Genomic DNA, 17,133 nt, shown 5'->3' with positions numbered 1-17,133 from the left:
ATACGCCAATCCCTAGAACATTGCGAAAGCCATGTTCCGACAGCCTTCGAGGTTGTCGAAAACTGGTTTTACCCGCGTCCCTGACGCATCGACCCAGCAGTACCCATTTCTTATCTACTACCCAGGCGGGTGCATCCCGTCCGGGGCGCACTCCGTCATTTCTTTGGAGTGCAAGATGATTCTCTACCACGCGGGGCCTGAGTGGCTCTTTGTCGAGGAAACCTTTATCAACCGCTCGGACATGGCCAAACGCCTTTGCGAGCAACATGGCTTTACGCAGTGCATGATGTATGAGCCGTTCGGCCCCGGCCGAGGCGCTGTGATCGCCAAGCGCGACCACATGCTGGTGATGGCCTTGGGCGAGGCGGGTGGTAACACCTTCTTCGCCGTGGCGCCGTCCAAGGAACTTCAGGACTTGATCTGGTCGTTCTCCAATGGCTTGGCATCGCAGTGGAGCGAGCTGGAGCTGCGCGCTCTTACGGGCGAGCAGGACTGGGACGCTGTCATGAAGCTTGCAGCCAAACAGTTTTCGGCAGCGCGACGCTCAGTTGAGCGAGCTATCGCCGATAAGCCTGAGCAGGACGCGCCAGCGCTTCCTGACGTTCCGACCTGGGATGAGGATGCCATGGAAGTGCCGTCGGACTATCTCCATTCCTTCGACGGCTCGGAGGTGTCCGAATGCGCCCACTGAAGCTGACGCTTTCGGGGTTCCACGGGATCCGCGACGGCATGCATCGGGATAGCATCACGGTCGACCTGTCGACGCTGCCCGAAGGCCTGATCGCCCTTGTCGGTCCCAACGGGGCGGGCAAGACAACGATCATGGACAACCTGCATCCGTTTCCGATCATGCCGAGCCACGCGAGCAAGATGTCGGCCGACGCTTTCTCGTACTGGGACCATCTCTGCGCCCCGCGCGCGGAGAAGGATCTGGAATGGGAGCACGGCGGAAGGACATACCGCTCCGCGTTCGCGTTTCGCAACCCTGGCAAGGGCCGCAAGGCCGAGTACTACCTGTTTGAGAAGGAAGCCGATGGCGACTGGAAGCCGTTCCAAATGGCCGACGGCACGCTGTCGGACGGCAAGGCGGACACCTACAACCGGTGTCTGGAAGCCGTCTTGGGGTCTCCCGAGGCCTTCTTCACCAGTGTGTTCTCTGCCCAGAACCGGCGACCGCTGGCCAGCTATCAGCCAGGGGAAATCAAGAAGCTACTCGCCGAGTTGCTCGGGATCGATCACTTGCGTGACTTGTCGGTGAAGGCCGGCGAGGTCGCCAAGCTGCTTACCCGCTCACTGGAAACCCTGCAGCGCGACGTGCTGATCCTTACGGGGAAGCGCGATCGTGCGGTTGTGGTGGCCCGCGAGATCTGGCAGGTGGGCGAGACCTTGGACGCCGAGCGCAATACGCGTGATGCGGAAACGTCCAATGGCGCGAAGCTCTTACAGGAGCGCGCGACGCTGGCGGCAAAACAGGCCGCCAATGCCGGTACCGAAGCGCGGTTGCGGGAACTGAACCAGCGCAAGGGCGAGTTGGACAAGCGTGGCGCATCGCTGATCAACGATGAACAGGATGCGGCTGGACGTGCCTTGGCGCGCCGACGCGATCTGGATCGGCAAGCCGCAAGCCATCGGTTGGTTCTGGCAGAGGCGGCGGACATTGAGGCGGCTGCGGGCGAGAGGGATATCGTGCAACTGGCCATTGGCCGGAGGCAGGATGAAGTTGCCCGCCAGCGCGCGATCGTGGAGAAGCTCGATGCCGTCCAGGTCGAGCATGCTGCGCTCAGTACAGAGCTCAAGGGGCTGGAACAGCAAGGCATCGCCGGCGCGAAGCTAGCCGATTCGTTGAAGCTGCAAGCTGATGTCATTGATACCGTGCCATGCCGGGACGATCCCATGCACGCCGCCTGTCCACTGCTGGCGCAGGCTCGCAGTGCCAAGGCCAAGCTCGGTGATCAGGTTGTATCAGTCAAGGCACTGCGCGAGAGCTATCGGAAGAAGCAGGAGCAGATGCAAGCGATGCAAAGCACGCTCTCGGAGCGAGTCACGGCGCGTGCTGCACTTTCCGCCTTGGAGGCGCATCTCGTGCGTGACCAGCAGCTGTTGCAGCGCCTCACGGCGACGGCTGCAAAGAAGCCGTTGCTGGAGGCTGCGCGGGGAGGGCTGGCGCAGGCCGAACGCGATCTGACAGCATTGAGCCAGGAGAATGCGTCCCGAATCGAGCGTCACAAGCGCGATATCGCGGATGTGCAATCCCAGCTCGAAGCGGTGCGTCGGGAGTTGGCATCGCTGGCCACAGAGGACGTGACCGGCATGCTGGCCCAGCTGGACCGCCAGATCGCAGACAGCCGGGAGGCTGTCGCGGCGTTTGCCGGCCGGATCGAAACACTGATTCGGCAGGAGAGCATGTTGGTGGCGGAGCGTGAGCGTCTGGACTCTGAGCTTGCTGGCATGCCGGCGCTAGAGGCGAAGGCGCAGGCGATCTCTGACCAGATCGCGCAATGGAAGCTGCTTGCCAAAGGACTCGGCAACGATGGCGTCATCGCGTTGTCCATCGATGACGCGGGTCCGGCCATCACGCAGATCGTCAATGACTTGCTGCTGGCTTGCTATGGACCGCGATTCACCATCGCGATTCAAACGCAGACGGCACTGGCCAGTGGTGAGCTGCGCGAGGGCTTCTCCATCAACGTGATCGACGCCGACAACGACACCACGAAGGAGTTCGGTGTGATGTCAGGTGGCCAGAAGGTCTGGATCAATGAGTGCCTGACGCGCGGAATCGCCCTGTATCGGGCGCAGGACGCGCAGCAGCCTTTCCAGACGCTGTTCACCGATGAAGCTGACGGTCCGCTCGATCCGGAGCGCAAGCGCGCCTTCATGAAGATGAAGCGCGAAGTGCTGCGAGTTGGTGGGTATCAGCGGGAGTTTTTTATCTCGCAGACGCCCGACCTGGTAGACGATGCCGACGGCGTTATCGATGTCGTTGCGCTGGCGGTGCAGTAGCGCCCCGCGCCATCCACTAACTATATGCCCGTTTCCCGAAAGGGAGCGGGCATTTCTTTTTGTTTCAAATGTCTGGGAATGTCTTCTCGCCGTTTCCGTCCAATCCGGCGTCATGAGGTTCATATCCCCCCTTCCGAAGGGGTGCCTTTGGGCAACCCGCAACCGTTATCCACACAGGCGTAGCCCTGTTTTTAGGCTCTGAAGTATGTCGAAGATATTTGTCACGGCCGACGAGGCCGAGAAGTTGCTGCCGCGGCGCCGGAAGATCCACACGTTCATCCGCATCTTCGGATGGCAGGGTGACAACGTGGAACGTGCTGCGCTGCTGGAGGTGTTCCAGGCTGCGAAGAACGTGGAGGTTTCGCAGGACGCTGCGTGCTTCGATCATTACCTCGCGGTAAAGATCGACGGCATGGTGACCTACATCGAAACCAATCTGAAGGCGCTGGCCAAGTTCGGCCTGTTGCCGCCGGCACGCAAAGCTGCCTAACTTCGTTCACCGGGTCTTGGACCCGACTATTCATTGAGCCCGCCCACCTCCAAAGGTGTTGGCGGGCTTTCCTTTTTTGGGAACCTCATCATGACAATCTCATGTGCATCGTTCACGCCGGCGCAGGAGGCCGGTATTGCCCGCGCAGTTGAGCTGGATAAAAACGAAATTAAGGTGTGCGTCGCGGCTGGGCAAGTCCCGCCCACGACAACGACGTTTGCTGAGCTGGAATCTCACCTCCATACGCGGTGTCTCGGTGGTCTTTGCAACAAAGATGGAGAATTCTTGCAACTGTTTCCGCGCAACTCGGAGTCGAGCACTGCAACGTTCAACCAGGCAGCGGAAGTTGTGCGACGTGCGCTTGGCGAATGGATGTCCATCAGTATCGAACGTAGCGCGCTACTCGTAAGCGAAGTGGACTAGCTATGAACGCTGCTTGCGCGATTGTCCAGTACAAATTGGGCATCGAGCATGGTGATGCAGCAGGTCAGTTCTTCTCTGGCGAACAGGGAGAACTTGTGCGTCGGCCCGTATGTGGCATGCCTGCCGCTAGGGAGTTTTTGCGTCAACGGAGAGTGCGCGGCGTGGCCAAGTTGGGAGGTGTTATTTCTTGGGCCACTCGGTTTGGTTTCAGGGAGGGCTGAAAGCTGGATATGGCTGGCCAATCCTATTCTCTTTGCCGCGTGGTATGCCATTTTAGTTCGCCGGAAATTTCCCGCATTGGTGTTGAGCGCGACCGCTCAGTTGGTAGGAACATCCTGTCGGCGGATCCACAGCAGGCGTTTCCTGGCAACGGCGTGATGAAGTCGGAACTGGCCGAAATTGAACGGTTGAAGAAAGAAGTGGCGAAGCTCCGGATGGAGCGCGACATTCTAAAAAAGCCGCAGCCTTCTTCGCCAGGGAGTCGATGTGAAGATCGGCTTCGTGGCGAAACACCGAGGTATCTGGCCCGTGAATCTGATGTGCGATGCGCTCGGTGTCTCGCGTAATGGCTTCTACGCGTGGTTAGACCGGCCACGCAGCCAGCGCAGTCAAGACGACGAGGTTCTTGGCGAGCGGGTTCGGCAAAGCTTCATGGCCAGCGACAGGACCTATTGCGCTCGCCGTGTCTGGCGGGACGTGCTGGCGCTGGGCTATCGCTGCGGCCAGCATCGCATCGAACGGCTCATGCAGATTCAGGGTCTGCGAGCCCGACCCCGACGCCGTGGGCTGCGGCGGCATGCCGGTGCACGCAGCGCGATCGCCGGCAACATGCTGAACCGCCAGTTCCAGGCAGACAGTCCGAACCAGAAATGGGTGGCGGACTGGAGTTGCCCCTGTAACTCATGACATTCGGACACCGTTAGGTTGATGACGCAGCAGCCCGTCTGAAGTCGCGAGGCGAGCGGTATTTCAGGGCTTTGTGCAGGTGACGCTCGTTGTAATGCTCAAACGCAACAGCCAGACGCGAAAGCGCCCTTGGCGCGCCAGGCTTGTCCATATAAGCGATGCATGATCGATAGCTGAAAAGAATCTGGATCGAACCCGTCGGGCACGGGGTACGCCATTGAGCGGCTTCATCGAGCAACGATACCCGCGAGACTCGCGCAGCAGAATTCCGACATAACCACAAGGCACGTGTCCGATTTCCTTCCGTCTGTAGGCAGGGATTGAGATAAAAAAGCTAATCAGAAAACATCCTCGATACCAGATGGATATCTTTCATTCAATACAATATCCGCGCTTCTTCTACGCTGCACCAATGGATGGCGAAAGAAACCGGTGTAGTTGAGCTAACGAAGTTCCACATCGAAAATGTATTGTTTTGAAGGCAAGTATAAGCACAGCTGAACCGGGAAAGCTAAGCGTGTTGTTTCGAAAGCACACACCCCACTTCGTGGGATCCTTAAGTGTACGTAATGCCTGCTAGGATCTGACGGCATCAAAATTCTCAAGAGAAAAGTAGCGAATAGATCGGGAAAAATGTCGAAGCGGCCCCACACGATTGACTACGCTCGTATCGACCAAGCCTAGGATGATACATATCCGTCCCAAAGTACGGCGCATTACAAGATAGGCTGCTTAGGATTTGCTCAACGCCGGGAGGGGACTATCGACTGCTGCCAAATGCCGTAGCAACTCACGCCGGGGCGAGAACTAAAAAATGAAGTCTGTGAAGGGCGGCCACGTCTACTAGTTGCATGCCCAATTAAAAGGATTGGAGACTCTGGGCGCCGGGGTCAGAAATCTGTCAACAGACCAGAACTACAGGACAATCGATCCGTGAACGCTCGGTGTTAGAGCTTATCGTTGCAAAATCACGAATTATATCGATGAGATATTTTTATTTCGGCAACTATATGGAGATTGTATGGCGAGAGACGTATTTCAGTATCCGCAACCAAGAGACACACATAGTCATGTCTTTCGCGGTAGTAGGCTTGTTGGTTATCGAATATCGATGGCTCTCGCCATTGCGATCGCGACAGCTTGTAGTTCGTCCGTATTTGCGCAGGGCGTGGAAACCGAGAGTGTGACCGATATTTCCACAATCCGCCAGGTAACTTCACTGCTCGAACGACATTTGCGACAGTATGGAATATCCGCAACCCTCCATGAATGTTCACACGTGAAGGCTCTTCGAGCGGGAAAGGATCTGAGCTATGGCGCCATCTGTGAGATGAGCACTGTGAGTAAGACTGCCAAGATACTCATCTGCGACGATCGACTCGTGGGAAGAATGACCACGAGGTTCTCTGGGTTCGTTATCAGTGACGAAAGTGTTGAGCGCTTTGTGAAACAGAACTGTCCGGCCGGCGGATAGGGTGGACGCATCCCAGAAGACGAGTTGGTGTTTTAAATTTTTTGAAAAAATTTACTAAAAGGAAATGCGTCCATGCCCACGAACTTCGATCGAAATGACCGCGCGGTGCTGATCGCCGACATGCGTACGATGTTCTTCAATACAGAGTTATCTGGAAATTCGAACAACGTCTATCGTTTCAGTAATGCTGGTGGTCTAAGTGCTTGGTCATTTGGTGTGGTGCAAGCCGACGTTGGGCAGGCGCCCACGCAGGGATTTCTTGCATCTATCGGTTTTACGACAGAGCAGATCAATAAACTACGAAGTGGCGGACCAATTCCTCAAAGCGAACTTGCTTCACTAAATGCACTGCTTGATGCGCACCGTAATGATGTCAACACCTATACGACGGCCATTCTCGATCGCCGACTCGATAGTCTCGATCGACTGCTTTCGATCCTCCGAGAGACAAATCCGAGCGTCTTTGACGCCATTTTGGGAGATCGCGAACTTCAGCTTCGGCTTATGGATTTCGACAATCAGTTCAATATTTCCGGGCTGCGTGGCGATCAGGCAACACCGAACGGCATGCTGAGCTATCTAGAGGGCAATGCTATTACGGCGGCGACGCGCGAGACCCTGCAGTTAACGGCGGGGGCAGGTTTGTCTGTCCAAGACATTGTCAACTATATCGCTAATACCCAGCAGGCTGTCTCTTACCCAGGCGACATTTCTCGACGTGCCTCTGATTTGCAGCGCGCTTTGGATCAGATCGCTCAAGACGGTCATGAGGGCGGCGATGGCGGATCGGACGAAGTTGCTCATGTGACTAATGCCAATGGATCGACCACAACGTCGATTCAGGGTGAGTCCGGCGGCCTGTATATGACGTACGACAGCAGCGGTGAGCTGACCGATCTGACGTGGCGGGATAGCGCCGGACGGGTAGCGCATGAAGAAAGCTACGGGACAGACGGACGCATGGAATCCTCCGTTTCTTATGGGTACGGATCAAACGGCGAGAAATTGACGGAGACGGTCACGTTGTATGACAACGTGACGCAAGGGTACAACACAACGGTTACGCATTATGACTCCCTTACAGGAACTCCGACTGCGGACACTTGGACGCGTGCCGACGGCTCGTCGGGTTCGAATATCTATAATGCGGATGGATCGAGTAGCGGAACGACGACTAGTGCTGACGGAACCTCAAGTGCCTATCGAGACGACGGGAATGGCGTACGGAGTACGACCTATTTTGACGGCAACGGAATTGTCACCGAGAAGTCGACGGTAAATGCAACGAATGGTGACTACACGTCCGAAATCTGGGGCACAGATGGCTCCTACAACTACTCTTCCAGACAGACTGCTACTGTCGATGGCGGACAAGAGATTGCTTACACAGATCGCGATGGTCGAGGTAACGAAACTATTACCAAGTTCAATGCAGATGGAAGTCAATCTTCGATCTATGTTCGAGAGGACGGGAGTCGTACTACTGAGTACACGGATCCTGCAGGCCAATTAACCACGGGGAATACGACTTTTGCAAACGGATCGACAGCAGCTTACACAGTCGCCGTTGTTGACGGGGCATCGCAGACGGCAACTCAGTATTACGACCAAAACGGTGCCTTGACTTCATATACCCTTCGAGTAGACGACCCTAATGGGTCGGCGCAAGTGACCACATACGATCCGAGTGGCCACGTGATTGGTACATATGCGAGTAGCTACACCGGCGATGAGCGCACCAACTACTACAACACGGAGGGTAACCTCACTGCCGACAAGTGGGTCGATCACAGCACTAACTCTTCGGGTTCGGACGTCTTTAACAATGACGGTTCTAGCTCCGGACAGGTTAAGTTCTCCGATGGCAGATCGCAAACGTATGTGAACGACGGCCGAGGAGATGTGGTCACGGACCACTTCGATCAGAGCGGATCGCTGCAAGCCGTAGTGACCGCAGTTACCAGTGCGGGTGGTGAAACGAACGTCGCGATTGCTAGTCCCAACGGTGCGGCGATTGGCAGCGTTTCGGAGGCGCCAGGCAGCAGGGTGGACATTGGTGTTCCAGGGGATTCGGGAGGCATCGCCATTGATCTGGTTAGCGGTAGCGCCACGATTAACGTCGACAACGGCAAGCTCCAGGCTTCCAGCGACACATCTATGACGCTGAATGGCAACGGCAATAGCGTGTTTGCTGGCGGTGCGCTTACAGTAAATGGTAGCGAAAATGCCATCGATATCGGTTCCAATACGTCAGCGGTGATCAATGGTAGTGGAAATACGGTTACAGCTTTCTCTGGGGGAAATACTATCGATGTCCATGGAGATAACTCGACGGTCTACGCCAACTATGGACAGGTCGCCGTGGAGGGTAATAATGCGCATATCGGCGGGAGTGACTTGGACGTAAAACTCGGTGCTGGAGCTTCAGCGACCCTTGATCACATGGCGCTCTCCACAATCACCGCCGGTGCTGGAGCGACTTTGACCCTTGATGGCGGAGAGGCGACGGTCAAGGTTGGCAATGGTACGGTCATCCTACAGTCTGCAGGCGTCAACCTCGAGGGCGGTGGCAACACTGTAGAAGTCCACCAAGGTGGTAACGTCAATGCTTCGGGTGCTGCTGTGGTTGTCGAAGCCGGTGCGGCGGCTTCAATCAATGGCGTCGGTGACATCGTGTCCGCCGGGCAAGGCGCTACGCTCGAAATGAGCGGGACGGGGCATGAGGTGGACGCAAACGGAGCCGCGGTGACCCTGCGCAACCAAGGCACACAAGTCTCCCTTCATGGCGACAACAATACGGTTTCCTTGGGTGACGGTATGGCCGCGAGCATTTCTGGCGACAACGTCACCGTGAATGCGTCTGGTGGGGACTTGTCGATTTTGGGTGCGCATGCGGCTATCACAGGCAGCGGTGAGCATGTCACCCTTGGCGATGGCGCTAGCGCCTCCATCACGGGGAGTAATGCGACGGTAGTGGCGGGTTCGTCCGTGAGCCTGGAGGTGACAGGTACGGCGCAGATTGTCTCAACGGACAACAATATTACCGTTCATGATGGAAACATCACCATTGCCGGTGCCGGTAATGGTGTGAATTTTGACGCGGGGGCATCGGGTAGCGTGTCCGGAAGCGGCAATGCCGTGTCGATGGGAGAAAACAGTAGCATCCAAGTGAACGGCAGCGGTAACGAAATTCTAGTCGGGGATGGTTCGCGCGCAACCGTAATGGGTTCGGGAAACAATATTGTGGGATCTTCCGCTGAAATTTCGGTCAATGGCTTGGCGGATAACAAAGTATCGGGCGACAACAATTTCATCTCAAGCTTGGGAGACAGTGTTATCGTCAATGGCTCCCACAATAGTGTCTCGCTGAGTGACGGCAGCTCGGCGGTACTCGCGGGGCAGGACAATGCGGTGAGCGCAACCCATGCGGATTTAACATTGACTGGCGGGTCTGACGCGAATGTTTATGGGGCCGGAAACACGATCCACTCCACCAGTGCGCTGGATACGATCGGCGTTTTTGGTACAGCGAATACCGTCTATGCGCAAGGTGCGAACATTTCGCTCGGGTCTGGCGTTTCCGTCGATATCATCGGGGGCGGCAACTCGGTCTACCTGGGTGGCATGCTTGTCCCGACGATTTCAGGTGCGGACGTGAGCCATATCGCCGTTGGCGCGAATGACGAAATCCAGCAGATCGTTGGCATTACGCTTGGAGAGGACGGCTCCGTTACCACCGAGACCATTACGTACGACGAAGACGGCAACGTAGCATCCGACACGACCGTAATCGATCCTGCTGATGGTCAGGGCGGGGACGTCAACGTTGCCGTTCAGACGAGTTTGCATCAGCTTGTCGCAGCACTCGGTAGCTTTGCGCCCGATACGAGCGCGCAATCCAGTGCGATGCTTCTACCGCAGCCAGTAAGTCAGGCGCCGCTATTGGGCGCAGCGCACTAACGACGATCATTGGTTAGCCAACCGCGTTGACAATCGAGCCGGGTTTCCACTCGGCTCGCGTCCATTTCATCCTCCGTCTGTTTATTACAATGTCCGTCGTAACAGCCAACCATATGGCTGATCAAGCCAATGGGCAGCATTCATCCCCACAGACTCCAGTCGATTCTGGTCTGCTTTCCTTATTGATGATTGCCGGCCTACACAGCATCGTGGCAGATGAAGCTCAGCTTCGGCATCAGTTTGGATTCGACGACGCCTTCAACACCGACCGAATTCTGCGCGCCGCCCATCATCTCGGTATGGGTGCAAAGCTCGTCAAGCAGCAAGAGACACGCCTCGCACAAACACCGCTTCCAGCCATAGGTATCGATAAGGATGGGGAGTACTTCGTTGTGGGTAGGTACGACGCCAAATCCGAACCCGCGCGAATTCTGATTCAGCGCCCAGGAGCCTCGCCGAAAATACTGACGCTACTGCAGTTTCTGGAAATATGGTCTGGCGAGCTTATATTCCTAACCTCAAAGTCCAATTTTTCTGGCGAGACCGCACGCTTCGATTTCACGTGGTTTATTCCCGCCCTAGTCAAATATCGTGGGTTGCTGGGCGAGGTCCTCTTGATTTCACTTACCCTTCAAATCATTGGACTCATCACACCGATGTTCTTCCAGGTGGTGATGGACAAAGTGCTCGTCAATCACGCCATGAAGACGCTGAACGTGATTGCCATAGGGTTGATCTGTTCAATCTTCTTCGAGGTCACGCTCACGAGTATCCGTACGTGGGTATTCGCTCATACTAGCAGCAAGATTGACGTCGAGTTGGGGGCGCGTCTGTTCCGCCACCTGCTCGGCCTCCCGCTGGCTTACTTCCAGGCACGCCGCGTAGGGGACTCGGTTGCCCGCGTGCGGGAACTGGAGAACATCCGCATTTTCCTGACCGGCAATGCCATGACAGTGGTGTTGGACCTTTTGTTCTCCTTCATTTTCCTGGCGATGATGCTCTGGTACAGCGCCTGGCTAACAATGATCGTGGCAATTTCAATCCCTCTTTACATTGCGCTGTCCGCTGTCGTCACACCAATTATTCGCGCCCGTTTGGATGTGAAGTTCAGTCGTAACGCAGAGAATCAGTCTTTTCTCGTCGAGACGATCAGCGGTATCGATACTGTCAAGGCGATGGCAGTAGAGCCGCGATGGACCCAAAAATGGGACCAGCAGCTTGCAGGGTATGTGACGGCCGGGCTTGCCGTGACAAACGTCGCAACGCTTGCGAACGGCGGTGTGACGTTGATCAGCAAGCTAGTGACCGCAGCAATCATGTGGTGGGGGGCAAGCCTTGTTATCGACCACAAGATGACCGTTGGCGAACTGGTCGCCTTCAACATGCTAGCGGGTCAAGTATCGTCACCGATCTTGCGTCTCGCGCAATTGTGGAACGACTTTCAGCAAGTCGGAATTTCGATGAGCCGACTCGGAGACATTCTGAACGCGCGTACGGAGGTCAGTGGCCAAAAGTCACGTCTACCCAAGCTGGCCGGCGCCATCGGGTTCGACCAAGTCGCCTTTCGCTATCGGCCCGACGCGCCCGATGTCATCCGCGGCATCTCGCTGGCCATCGCACCGGGAGAAGTGGTTGGAATCGTGGGTCGATCAGGGTCGGGAAAAAGTACGCTCACCAAACTTGTGCAACGACTATACGTGCCAGAGCGAGGCCGCGTGTTAATTGATGGGCAGGACATTTCCATCATCGACACAGCTTCGCTACGACAACAAATCGGTGTAGTACTGCAGGAGAATACTCTCTTCACTCGTTCTATCCGCGACAACATCGCGCTATCCAATCCCGCTGTGGCGCTTGAGGCTGTCATCGAGGCGGCAAAGCTGGCCGGTGCACATGATTTCATCTGCGAACTGCCAGAGGGCTACGACACCGTCATCGGTGAGCATGGGACAGGCCTGTCTGGTGGACAGCGGCAGCGCATTGCAATCGCTCGGGCGCTGATCACGAACCCACGGATCCTGATATTCGATGAGGCGACAAGTGCGTTGGACTATGAGTCCGAAAAGATCATTCAGAACAATATGCGGCGGATCTGCCAAGGGCGGACTGTTTTGATTATTGCCCACCGGCTGTCGGCGGTACGGCAGGCGAATCGCATCATTGTCATGGAACGCGGCCAGATTGCCGAAATGGGCAGCCATGAGGAATTGCTGAACAGTCCGCAGGGCATTTATACCCACCTCTACTCCCTTCAGCAGGGAGGCGCGGTATGAGTTTGCGTCATCGAATTCAGGCTTGGGGAGACCTATGGCGCCGATATGGCGTCGCATTCTCTCATGCTTGGCAGCATCGCATGGCGATCACCATGCCAAAGTTCCTGCCGCAGGAAGCCGAGTTTCTGCCGGCGGCACTGTCCCTGCAGGCGCAACCGGTTTCGCCGGTCGGACGCTGGGTCGCGCGGATCCTTATGCTGCTGATCATTGCGCTGTTGGCGTGGTCGATACTGGGAAAAATCGACATCATAGTAAATGCGCAGGGAAAAATCGTGCCGTCGGGGCGTACGAAGACGATTGCCTCGGTCGAGGTCGCCAGCGTTCGCGCGCTTCACGTTCAAGAGGGACAGACCGTCAAGACTGGCGATCTCCTGGTTGAATTGGACGCACGCACGAGTGATACAGAGCACGACAAGGCGGTTGGTGATGCGCAGTTGGCACTGTTGCAGGCTGCGCGTTCACGCGCATTGCTCGATGCCATCGACAATGGAAGGCCGCCAGTATTACCACCCCTCGACGAAGTGCCCGTTGATCGCTGGCGCGAGGCGCAGCAGTACTTGCGGGATCAGTGGCGAGACTATACGGCCAAGCTGACGCGCTTGGATGGGGAGATTAGTCGATACGCCGAGGCACTTCCAATGGCGGCACAGCGTGCGCGGGACTATGCCGAATTGGCGAGCAGTCACGACGTGTCGCGGCACGCCTATCTAGAGAAGGAACAGGCACGGGTCGACCTCGAAGGGCAGCTTGTCGGCGCTCGAAACCAGAAAGTTGCCCTTACTGCGGAGACACGACGGGTCGCGCAGGACAGCTTGAACGACGCCAAGAAGATGCTCGGACAGTCCTCGCAGGACGCAAAGCGGGCCAGTGTCCACAGCGAGCTCCTCAAGTTGGTAGCGCCGGTGGACGGCACGGTGCAGCAACTGACCGTCCACACCGTGGGTGGTGTTGTACCGGCAGCGCAGCCGCTCATGCAGATCGTCCCCGAACAGAGCGTGGTCGAAGTCGAGGCGTTCTTGGAGAACAAGGATGTGGGGTTCGTTCAGGAAGGTCAAGAAGGCCAGGTCAAGATCGATGCCTTTGAGTACACCAAGTACGGCACCGTGCCAGCGCACGTTACTCACGTGTCTAGAGATGCTATCGAGGATGAGAAGAAGGGGCTGATCTATTCCGTCAAGGTTGCCCTGGACAGGAATACGCTTGATATTGACGGCAAACAAGTCGTCCTGACACCGGGAATGAGCGCTATGGTGGACATCAAGACAGGAACGAGACGCGTGATCGAGTACGTGTTATCGCCTCTGATTCAGCATGGACGGGAAAGTTTGCATGAGCGGTAAAACCGGGAAACGGTACTTTTGGGTTGCTTACGGATTGTCGACGTTGCTTCTAAGCTTCGGTTCTAACCTGGCCACCGCTTGGGATCTTCCGCAACGTATGGAAGATCCGCTATTCACAAGGCCGCCCGTCCTTGATCGAGGTGCGATTTTGCCGGGTGACCACCAAGTGGTTGTCTGCTCGGGGAACGAGCCGCTTAATCATCCGCTTACTCTGAGTGACGCTGTCGATTTGGCCCTGTGTCGGAATCCCCAGGTCCACGCAGCATGGGCCGCAATTAAAGTGCAGGCTGGTGCTGTAGGAGAGGCTCGCGCAGCTTACCTGCCAACTGCGACAGCAACGCTGTCGCAGTTGCATACTCGCACAGAGTTTCCCGGGGTCCCGGAAGCCAATAGTTCTGTCAATGGACACACGATCTATGGTGGCCTGACTTGGAGGATCTTTGACTTCGGCGCCCGCGAAGGTAATAACGAGGCGGCGAGATTGCTATTGGTTGCCGCGATGCTCGCACATGACGCCGCCCTACAGAAGACACTTTCCAACGTGGTAAGTGCATATTTTGAAGCAACTTCAGCTCGGGCAGCATTCGGAGCGCGCACGGAATCGAGGCAGCTAGCAGACGATGCACTCGCGGCGACGGTGCGGCGTGAGCGTAGAGGTGCGGCAGGACAAAGCGATACGTTGCAGGCTAGTACTGCCACAGCCAAGGCGCAACTTGCCGAGCAGCGCGCCGCCGCAGACTATAACAAGTCGCTTGCAATGCTCGCGTATGCTATTGGCCTGTCTGGTGGAGCATTCGTGGAGCTGGCCGACATGCCGGAAGATGAGCCAGGCAATGCTGTCGGTGATCTCAAAGGTTGGCTAGACGAAGCGATGGCGCGACATCCAGCTATCGCTGCAGCTCGCGCGCAATTGGAAGCCGCCCAAGCAAAGGTCAGACAGGTTCGGGGCGAAGGAAGACCAACCGTTGATTTGACCGGCAATATTTATCAGAACGGCTATCCAAACCAGGGACTTCAGCGAACGCGTAGCACTGTCACCACTGTGGGAATTTCGCTGACAATCCCGCTGTTCGAGGGCTTTGCGCGAACCTACAAGGTGGTGGGAGCAAACGCAGAAGTGGATCAACGTGCCGCCCAATTTGAGGATACTGAACATCAGGTGCTGACAGACGTAGTAAAGACGCATGCTGATGCGACTTCTGCGCTTGCTAACTTGACGGCGTCGGAGAGACTACTAAATTCCGCACGTTCGGCCGTAAGGTCTTCGGAAAACCGTTACGCGAAAGGCGCTGCCGATGTCCTTGAGCTACTTTCGACGCAATCGGCTTTGTCCGATGCACTGCAGGAGAGGGTTAGATGCCTTTCTGAGTGGCGGTCGACACGATTGCGCTTGATGGCAAGCGCCGGGGTGCTAGCAGGAGATCAGATCCATGCGATTGCAAATCGTTAGATAAGTGAAGGGTATAACGTAGGTTGCAATCCGCGTTGGGGGGCTGACACGACCAAACTTGGTCATTGCTGTGCACGTCGGCTTTCGAGTGAGAAACAGACCTTGACCCAACAGCTTTTCAATGTCCGCGTATGGCTGCCGAGAGCTGCCTGCCGAGGCCCGAGGCTGCTACTCGCTATAAGTCTATGTTTTGGTCATGACTACTGGTACCGATAGAATCTGACTAAGCAATAGGGAGCGGCGCTCTCTATTGCTTCGCCGCCGTACGCTTACAGCGCCGCGTCCTTCAACTTCTTCAGCGGACGAACCTTCACCTTTACAGAAGCGGGCTTTGCCGCAAACCACTGGTCCTGGCCAGTGAAAGGGTTCCGCCCAAAGCGTTTCTTGGTTGCCGGCACCTGGATGGCCGACACCTTGAACAGGCCCGGGAACGTGAATTCGCCTGCCCCTTTCTTGTGGATGGCGCTGGCAATCGTGCTTTCGAGGTGGGCGAGTACGGTCTGCACCGTCTTCTTGTCCAGTTCGGTCTGCGCAACCAGGTGCGCGAGCAGGCTCGACTTATTGAACGTGTCCTTCAGCGGCTTTGCCACGGGTGCGGCGGCCGCCTTCTTCGCTGCGGGCGCAGCCTTCTTCGCCGGCGCTGCCGGTTTCTTTGCCGCAGTCTTCGGGGCGGCCGTCTTCTTCGTTGCCATGGAGCTCCTGTTTCGAGAATGCCGGCACCGTGCCGGATCGGCAGAGCTTAGCGAAGAAGACACGCATTTTGCAACGGGGAAATCGCTAGGCTGGCGCTTTTCCCACGGCCTCATAGCGCTTTCGCTTGCGTTGGCCCTTTGCCGCGATCGTGTTCAGGATCGCGCAGGACGGGCACCAGTGGCCCGCCTTCACGCCGGAGGGCGTCGCGTCCCAAACGTGGCCCCGATGGCATTCCCATCTGAGTTTGGATTTCCCGTGAAGATAGACGTCGGATAGGCAAATGCCGCCGCGCTCCCGTGCCAATGCACGCATCGCCTCGATGCCCAGCTTTTGTCCCTCGTTGCGGCAAAGGCGGCACCAGCCACCCTGGAGGATGTTGTTACCGAGCGCATCCCATTCGTGCCCAACCGCGCATCGGAAACGGTATGAGGCGTTGGTTCCATGGTAAGCGGTACTCAGACATTGGCCTGCGCGTGCTTTGGCTGCTTCGTGAATGCGCGCCAGGCCGTCTGCATCGGACCGTTGTGCGCCTAGTCGGGCGTCGGTGCACACCCGGCACCAGTTCCCTTGCTTGAGAACTTTGTAGCCCATCGCTTCCCAACGGTGGCCAGCCGCGCATTCGAATGGGTAATGGTCGCGGCCGGTCTTCCAGGCGGCCACGAGACACTTTCCCCCGTGCTCGGCCGCCTTGGCGTGCAAGTCGTCCAAGCCGTACTTTGAGGCTTGTCGGTGTGGCGTTGGCTTCGTTGGCTTGCCGGCGCAACGGGGACACCAGTAGCCCGCCAGCACGCTTCGCCCTTCTGGATGCCATTCATGCCCACGCTGGCAGCGGATTCTATGGATCGCCGCGCCACCGAGAAATCCACCGTTGTTCAAACAGTGGCCGCCGCGATCCGCCACGATCTTGTCGAACTTCGCAGCGATGCTGGCTCGGCTGCATTCGGGACAACCGGGCGCCTTGTATAGGACACCGTAGGCCCTGCGCTCAAAGCGATGCCCTCTAGCGCATTCAAGCAGAATCGTGGCGCTAACGCCGTGCCATGCCGTCGCGTGGCAGACAAGGCCTTGTAACCTGGCGGCGTCATGTAGACGGGCGAGGGCTGCGAGCGCGCGGGGCGACT

Annotated in this window: 11 protein-coding genes and 2 pseudogenes; 10 read left to right on the top strand and 3 right to left on the bottom strand. The window is 57.0% G+C overall.

Features of this window, described 5'->3' with window-relative positions:
• Positions 1-175: 175 nt before the first annotated feature.
• From A9J21_RS05760 to A9J21_RS30735, 5 genes and pseudogenes are all read left to right on the top strand, one after another.
• Positions 176-691, top strand: a complete 516-nt coding sequence (locus A9J21_RS05760) for a hypothetical protein (RefSeq protein ID WP_066733095.1) — start codon at positions 176-178, stop codon at positions 689-691.
• Positions 679-3,003: a nuclease SbcCD subunit C gene (locus tag A9J21_RS05755; protein ID WP_066732824.1), complete on the top strand. Its 2,325-nt coding sequence runs from the start codon at positions 679-681 to the stop codon at positions 3,001-3,003. Before A9J21_RS05760 ends, A9J21_RS05755 begins: the two co-directional genes overlap by 13 nt.
• Positions 3,004-3,208: 205 nt before the next feature.
• Positions 3,209-3,493 (top strand): hypothetical protein, encoded by a 285-nt coding sequence (locus A9J21_RS05750; protein ID WP_066732822.1) that lies wholly within the window; start codon positions 3,209-3,211, stop codon positions 3,491-3,493.
• Between the two features lie 33 nt (positions 3,494-3,526).
• Positions 3,527-3,916 (top strand): hypothetical protein, encoded by a 390-nt coding sequence (locus A9J21_RS31405; RefSeq protein ID WP_156545694.1) that lies wholly within the window; start codon positions 3,527-3,529, stop codon positions 3,914-3,916.
• Positions 3,917-4,224: 308 nt separating this feature from the next.
• Positions 4,225-4,804, top strand: a pseudogene (locus A9J21_RS30735) (IS3 family transposase); the annotation flags it as partial.
• A 31-nt stretch (positions 4,805-4,835) separates the two neighbouring features.
• Here A9J21_RS30735 and A9J21_RS30730 read toward each other — a convergent pair.
• Positions 4,836-4,982, bottom strand: a pseudogene (locus A9J21_RS30730) (IS3 family transposase); the annotation flags it as partial.
• Positions 4,983-6,368: 1,386 nt separating this feature from the next.
• On the opposite strand from A9J21_RS30730, the gene A9J21_RS31400 reads away from it, so the two are divergent.
• From A9J21_RS31400 to A9J21_RS30725, 4 genes are all read left to right on the top strand, one after another.
• The gene (locus A9J21_RS31400) at positions 6,369-10,256 is read left to right on the top strand and encodes a hypothetical protein (protein ID WP_156545692.1); all 3,888 of its coding nucleotides are present in this window, start codon (positions 6,369-6,371) and stop codon (positions 10,254-10,256) included.
• A 113-nt stretch (positions 10,257-10,369) separates the two neighbouring features.
• A complete protein-coding gene (locus A9J21_RS05730; protein ID WP_066733093.1) occupies positions 10,370-12,529 on the top strand; it encodes a type I secretion system permease/ATPase in 2,160 nt (719 codons plus the stop codon).
• Positions 12,526-13,869, top strand: coding sequence for an HlyD family type I secretion periplasmic adaptor subunit (locus A9J21_RS05725; RefSeq protein ID WP_066732811.1), 1,344 nt, complete (start codon positions 12,526-12,528; stop codon positions 13,867-13,869). Before A9J21_RS05730 ends, A9J21_RS05725 begins: the two co-directional genes overlap by 4 nt.
• Positions 13,859-15,319: a TolC family protein gene (locus A9J21_RS30725; protein ID WP_307188100.1), complete on the top strand. Its 1,461-nt coding sequence runs from the start codon at positions 13,859-13,861 to the stop codon at positions 15,317-15,319. The genes A9J21_RS05725 and A9J21_RS30725 overlap by 11 nt, the downstream gene beginning before the upstream one ends.
• A gap of 269 nt (positions 15,320-15,588) precedes the next feature.
• On the opposite strand, the gene A9J21_RS05720 is transcribed toward A9J21_RS30725, so the two are convergent.
• A complete protein-coding gene (locus tag A9J21_RS05720; RefSeq protein WP_066732809.1) occupies positions 15,589-16,011 on the bottom strand; it encodes an HU family DNA-binding protein in 423 nt (140 codons plus the stop codon).
• Positions 16,012-16,096: 85 nt separating this feature from the next.
• The gene (locus A9J21_RS32230; protein ID WP_231906819.1) at positions 16,097-16,672 is read right to left on the bottom strand and encodes a hypothetical protein; all 576 of its coding nucleotides are present in this window, start codon (positions 16,670-16,672) and stop codon (positions 16,097-16,099) included.
• Positions 16,673-16,825: 153 nt separating this feature from the next.
• Here A9J21_RS32230 and A9J21_RS32225 point away from each other — a divergent pair, with 153 nt between their 5' ends.
• A complete protein-coding gene (locus tag A9J21_RS32225; RefSeq protein ID WP_231906818.1) occupies positions 16,826-16,978 on the top strand; it encodes a hypothetical protein in 153 nt (50 codons plus the stop codon).
• The last annotated feature ends 155 nt before the right edge of the window (positions 16,979-17,133 follow it).

It is taken from the genome of Cupriavidus sp. D384 (assembly GCF_001652915.1).
Classification (GTDB): domain Bacteria; phylum Pseudomonadota; class Gammaproteobacteria; order Burkholderiales; family Burkholderiaceae; genus Cupriavidus.
The sequence above is the reverse complement of the archived record's forward strand: the minus strand, read 5'-3'. Positions and strand labels throughout refer to the sequence as shown.

Excerpts from the sequence above, each read along its gene's own strand:
- A9J21_RS05760 (WP_066733095.1), top strand. The coding sequence starts at position 176 with ATGATTCTCTACCACGCGGGGCCTGAGTGGCTCTTTGTCGAGGAAACC.
- A9J21_RS05755 (WP_066732824.1), top strand. The coding sequence starts at position 679 with ATGCGCCCACTGAAGCTGACGCTTTCGGGGTTCCACGGGATCCGCGAC.
- A9J21_RS05750 (WP_066732822.1), top strand. The coding sequence starts at position 3,209 with ATGTCGAAGATATTTGTCACGGCCGACGAGGCCGAGAAGTTGCTGCCG.
- A9J21_RS31400 (WP_156545692.1), top strand. The coding sequence starts at position 6,369 with ATGCCCACGAACTTCGATCGAAATGACCGCGCGGTGCTGATCGCCGAC.
- A9J21_RS05730 (WP_066733093.1), top strand. The coding sequence starts at position 10,370 with ATGGCTGATCAAGCCAATGGGCAGCATTCATCCCCACAGACTCCAGTC.
- A9J21_RS05725 (WP_066732811.1), top strand. The coding sequence starts at position 12,526 with ATGAGTTTGCGTCATCGAATTCAGGCTTGGGGAGACCTATGGCGCCGA.
- A9J21_RS30725 (WP_307188100.1), top strand. The coding sequence starts at position 13,859 with ATGAGCGGTAAAACCGGGAAACGGTACTTTTGGGTTGCTTACGGATTG.
- A9J21_RS05720 (WP_066732809.1), bottom strand. The coding sequence starts at position 16,011 with ATGGCAACGAAGAAGACGGCCGCCCCGAAGACTGCGGCAAAGAAACCG.
- A9J21_RS32225 (WP_231906818.1), top strand. The coding sequence starts at position 16,826 with ATGCCCACGCTGGCAGCGGATTCTATGGATCGCCGCGCCACCGAGAAA.